This is a genomic window from Collinsella sp. AF04-24, assembly GCF_003465685.1.
Lineage (GTDB): Bacteria > Actinomycetota > Coriobacteriia > Coriobacteriales > Coriobacteriaceae > Collinsella > Collinsella aerofaciens_AP.
In genome coordinates, this window is record NZ_QSBK01000033.1 from 1,384 (window position 1) to 5,953 (window position 4,570).

The following is a 4,570-nucleotide window of genomic DNA, read 5'->3' on the forward strand; positions in this document are numbered from 1 at the left end:
ATGGGTGAATTGAACGCAATGGGGATGGAGAAGGCCGCAGCGAGAACGAGCGTAGAGATCCATACGGCCCTGTCTCTTAGGATTAGTTTGAGAAGAAGTCGACAGTACATTTAGAAGCACCTGCATTTCTCAAAGCATCGTTAGATTAATAATGACAGACCGAATGAAGATGCGTGCGATGGGGGCGAGGCGAGTGGCTGAGCGGTATCGATATGCGGGTTCAACGGTATTATATTGACCACATAGATTATTAACTTGCATTTCTAACAGTTAAGGAGACGGGTGCTTTCCAGCACACTCCTTCGATGATGCCTTCCGCTAGTTGCTATGCCGGTTTCAGCCAACAAAGAATGTGCCCGGGCGCTCAGGTTCACCGTTAGCGTTGGCAACATATGAGATGGGCCAGACCCTTGCCGCGCGCCGATTGCGCGAGAGGTGTCGGGCTCCATGTTTATTCCACCTGCTTGTTATCAACCAGCTTCGTTCAACGTCAGACATTCAAGATGTCAGACGTCGAACCTGCGCCAAAGACGCAGCTGGGGCTACTAGTTGCCTACAATCGCTCGCGAAGCTCACCTGTTCGTGTGTGAATATCTGACAGCTCCGTCAGACATTGTCGGACATTTGATTGTTCGACAAATGCGCACGTGGTCGCGTTCGCAAAGATAACTGAACGGTCGATGGGTGCGTTGAGACCGGAGCAAACGGCGGATGCCAGAAAAATGGCCTCACAGAATCGCACCCATGGTTGATAAAATTGACCGCCCGGGCGCAAATACCCGGGCGGTCAATTCATCCCCTCGTTCGCGATCCTGTTGGGTTTTGGGCTTTGACATGTTGTTGACGGATGGATCAGCCGTACAGCTTGATCTCCCGGGGTTCCATGTGGTCGTCCCCCCAATAAGACGTCCCTGATGTAGCTCTGCGGCAGGAACTCGACGGGCAGCACTGGGTCGTCGACGTAGCCGGGCACTGGGAGTAGGCGTGGCCTTTGGACATAGCGTGGCCGCCTGCCGGCGGTCGGACTGCCACTTCAGCCAAAAGCTCAGGCGCGCGCATTAAAATAATGAATATATCGCTTGATGGGCTTTTGACCAAGCATGAACATCGCAGGTAAATCCGTGTACCATTTTTTGGTACACGGTTTTACCTGCGGTTTGTTGAAAGCTCTGACATGCGCTGTCGACATCATTAAAATCGATTGCCGATCAAGTCTTCCTATATATGCGAGCCCCAAGAAACTGCGCTGTGAACCTGAGTCCTCTATCGATCGGCCCGGTGCACCGGGCCGCTGTCCTCGAGCCGGCAACAGCTTGCCGGTCTCAAAACGTATACCGTCCGGCACGACCGACGGCCGAGCCTCGCGCCCCGTTCGAGCAGCGCCAGAACCCCGTGCCGGAACCCACGCAGCCGATGACAGGGGAATTCAGCCGCGGCCATCGAGGAGCCGACCTGGGGACGGCACCCTCGGTCCTCGAGGGATTTCCACCGCCCCTTACAGGCCTGGATTTATTCAATGGTTGATTTAACCCGGCTGAATAAGCCGGGCATGGGCCGGTCGACAAATGAAAGGTAAAAAAGCAGATGCGGCCGTACGCCGGTGCGGGATTCGGGTGATGTGATAGAAAGTAATTCACGTATTGCATCCAACTGGGAGGCGCATCATGGCAACCGCCACCGCAGCCCTGAGAATCCCCGAGGACCTCGCGAACAGGTACGACCGCCTGGCGAAGTCGACGGGCCGCACGAAAAACTTCTACATGACGGAGGCCATCGCCGCCGAGATAGACAGGCTCGAATACGAGTACGGCCTCATGAATTATCCGGGAAGCGTTTGGTTGCGAGGCATGCCAGTGTGAGGGCCTGATTCGTCAGGCCCCGCACAGGGGGACCGCGATGGTGACCACCGCGCCGCCCGAGGGGCTGTTGGCGAGCGAGACGGAGCCCCCGTGGGCGCTCGCGGCCTCGGAGGCGACGTGGAGGCCGAGCCCGTAGTGGCGGCCTCCGTCGCGCGAGGAGCGGGACGAGTCGTCTGTGAAGAGGCGCTCGCAGCCGCGTTCGAGGGCGGCGGGAGAGAAGCCCGGTCCGTCGTCGGCCACCTCGATGACGAGGTGTCCGCCCGCGACGTCGCAGGAGACCGCCACACGCGAGCGCGCGTGCTCGGCGGCGTTGGCCACGAGGTTCGCGGCGGCTCGCGCCAGGGCGGTTCGGTCGAGCGGGGCCTCGGGCGCGTCCGCGACAGCGGGGCCCGTGGCCGCGTCGAGCGTCACGCCTCGCGCCCGGGCGATCTGGGCGGCCTCGGCGAGGACCTGTTCGCAGAGCTCGGCCGGCCGCATGGGGGCCCTCTCCGCCCCGCCGGACCCGCGCGAGGCCTCGATGAGCAGGCGCACGTAGCCGTCGAGCCTTTCGACACCGCCGGCTATGTCGCGCGCGGCGGCCGAGAGGTCGCTGTCATTCTCGTCTTCCAGCTCCTCCGCCACGAAGTCGGCGTTGGCGCGCAGCACGGTAAGCGGCGTCTTGAGATCGTGGGCGAGCGACGCCATCTGCTCGCGCTGCCCCCGCTCCGCGGCCCAGCGGGCCTCGAGCGACTCGGCGAGGGAGGCCCGCATGGCGTCCATCGCGGCGAGGACGTCGTTCACCTCACGCACGTTGGTGCTGCCGACCGCGAAGTCGAGCTCCCCCGCGCCAACGCGCCCCGCCGCCTCCGCGAGCGGCGCCATCTTGCGCGAGATCACGCGGCTCGCACGGCGCGCCACGAGCGCGAGCGCGAGCGCGCTTCCCACAGCGGCGCCGACGAGCATGAGGTTCTGCGGGTTGGGAAGCAGGCTGGCGAGATCGCGCGAGACCCACTGCGGCAGGTACTCGCTGACGAGTGCGCAGGCCCCGCCGCCCTTGAGCGGGAACGCAGCGTAGGTGAGGCCCGAGCCCCCGCCCTCGATCTCCACTGTGCCCGGATCCGCGGCGAGTGCCGTACTGGCCATTTCCGTCGCATCCTCGAGCCGCGTACCCTCGAGGTCTGTCATCATCACGTTTCCGTCCTTGTTCAGGATGAGGTAGCGGTAGGCCGTCGGCACGTCCTGCTGCCCGCAGACGCCGTCGCGTGCCAGGCCCTCCGCGACATCGCGCGCATTGGCCGGCCCCCAGCTTGCCTCGTAGACATAGCCCGCGTTGATCGCCACGGAGAGCACCATGAACGAGGCAAGCCACGCCGTGGCGACCGCCGCGAACGCGTAGGCGAAGTAGCGCGCGATGACGAAGGAGAGCGGCATGCCCCCGCGACCTCGCGCCCCGATCCTCAGAGCTGCCACTTGTACCCCATCCCCCAGACGGTCGCGATCGGATCGGCGCCGGCCTCGGAGAGTTTCCTCCGGGCGCGGCTGACCTGCATGGATATGGCCGCATCGTCGGCGTCGCTCTCCCAGCCGAGCACCGCCTCGCGTATCTGCGCGCGGCTCATGACCTGCCCGGGGTGACGAGCGAGGTACTCGCAGATGGCGTACTCGGTGGGCGTGAGCGGCACGGCCTCGCCACCCACGGCGAGGTCGCGCGCCCCGAGGTCGATCCGCACCTCCCCGAAGGAGAGGGCGTGCGAGCGCGGCCGGCGCTCACGGCGTAGATGGGCCGCGACCTTGGCGCGCAGTTCCGCGGCCCCGAAGGGCTTGCGGACGTAGTCGTCGGCGCCCAGGCCGTAGGCGGCCACGGCATCCTCCTCGGCCACGCGCGCGGTCAGGAAGACGATGGGCCCGTCGAAGTCCGGGCGGATCTGCCGCACGAGCTCAAAGCCGTCAAGCCCCGGCATCATAACGTCGCAGAGCACGAGGTCGAAGCGCGAGAAGTCCATCCCCGGGACCGCCGTCGGGTCCGCCGCCCTGACGACCTCATGGCCGTCGCGGCCGAGGACTCGCGCGAGCGCGTCGAGGATCGCCCGTTCATCATCCACTGCCAGTATCCTAGCCATGTTGACCTCCTGAAACTCTCGTCGGAATTGTACTAGCGTCGCACTCAGCGGTCCAGAGCCCTGCGCGCAGCGCCGACCCCCAGCCGGCGTCGAGCAGTGCATTCCCGCCCAGGACGAGCGCTGCGGAGAAGAGGACGAGCATGGCGGCGAGCGGCTTCCTACGCATCTGCCCTCCCGTCCTCGAAGCGGCAGAACCAGGCGAGAAGGACGGCGTCGGCTGCCAGGGTGAGCACGAGGCCAGCGAACGCAGTCGTGAGGAGAGGGCCCGCCGCGTGTGCGGCGTCGATGAAGGCCTCCACCCCGAGCGACCCCAGTCGCGCGGGCCAGGCGAGCGGCACCCAGCTCAGGGGCGTCGCCAGGGCACCGGTGAGCTCGCCGGTCATGAGGCCGTGCGCAAGTCCGCCCACCGAGAAGAACGCGAGGAGCACCCCCGCAGCGCCGGCGCCGATGGCGGCGTTGCGGCCGAGGCGCAGGGCAACGCCGAGCCACAACGCGTAGAGGGGCAGGCTGCCCAGCACGATGCCCGCCCACGCGGCCGCAAGCGGAGCGGGCCCGAGCGGCAGGCGCCCGGCAACGGCGAGCACGGCCCCGAACACGCCGAGCGCCACGGCC

The 4,570-nt window shown here is 65.4% G+C and carries 3 protein-coding genes and 1 pseudogene; 1 reads left to right on the top strand and 3 read right to left on the bottom strand.

What is annotated here, in order from left to right; all coding sequences use genetic code 11:
• Positions 1–1,664 precede the first annotated feature (1,664 nt).
• Positions 1,665–1,859, top strand: coding sequence for a ribbon-helix-helix domain-containing protein (locus DWV32_RS09765; RefSeq protein ID WP_117758015.1), 195 nt, complete (start codon positions 1,665–1,667; stop codon positions 1,857–1,859).
• Positions 1,860–1,871: 12 nt separating this feature from the next.
• Here the strand turns inward: DWV32_RS09765 and DWV32_RS09770 are convergent, their stop codons facing one another.
• The 3 genes and pseudogenes from DWV32_RS09770 to DWV32_RS10260 all read right to left on the bottom strand — a co-directional run.
• Complete coding sequence (locus DWV32_RS09770) at positions 1,872–3,269, bottom strand: sensor histidine kinase KdpD (protein WP_117758016.1); 1,398 nt, start codon at positions 3,267–3,269, stop codon at positions 1,872–1,874.
• 26 nt (positions 3,270–3,295) lie between these two features.
• Positions 3,296–3,958 carry a response regulator transcription factor gene (locus DWV32_RS09775; RefSeq protein WP_117758017.1) on the bottom strand — a complete coding sequence of 221 codons (663 nt, stop codon included), beginning with the start codon at positions 3,956–3,958 and terminating at the stop codon, positions 3,296–3,298.
• A 158-nt stretch (positions 3,959–4,116) separates the two neighbouring features.
• A pseudogene (locus tag DWV32_RS10260) lies at positions 4,117–4,570 on the bottom strand (lantibiotic ABC transporter permease); the annotation flags it as partial.

Bases quoted from the DNA above. Each gene is read 5' to 3' on its own strand.
- DWV32_RS09765 (WP_117758015.1), top strand. From the start codon at position 1,665: ATGGCAACCGCCACCGCAGCCCTGAGAATCCCCGAGGACCTCGCGAAC.
- DWV32_RS09775 (WP_117758017.1), bottom strand. From the start codon at position 3,958: ATGGCTAGGATACTGGCAGTGGATGATGAACGGGCGATCCTCGACGCG.
- DWV32_RS09770 (WP_117758016.1), bottom strand. From the start codon at position 3,269: ATGCCGCTCTCCTTCGTCATCGCGCGCTACTTCGCCTACGCGTTCGCG.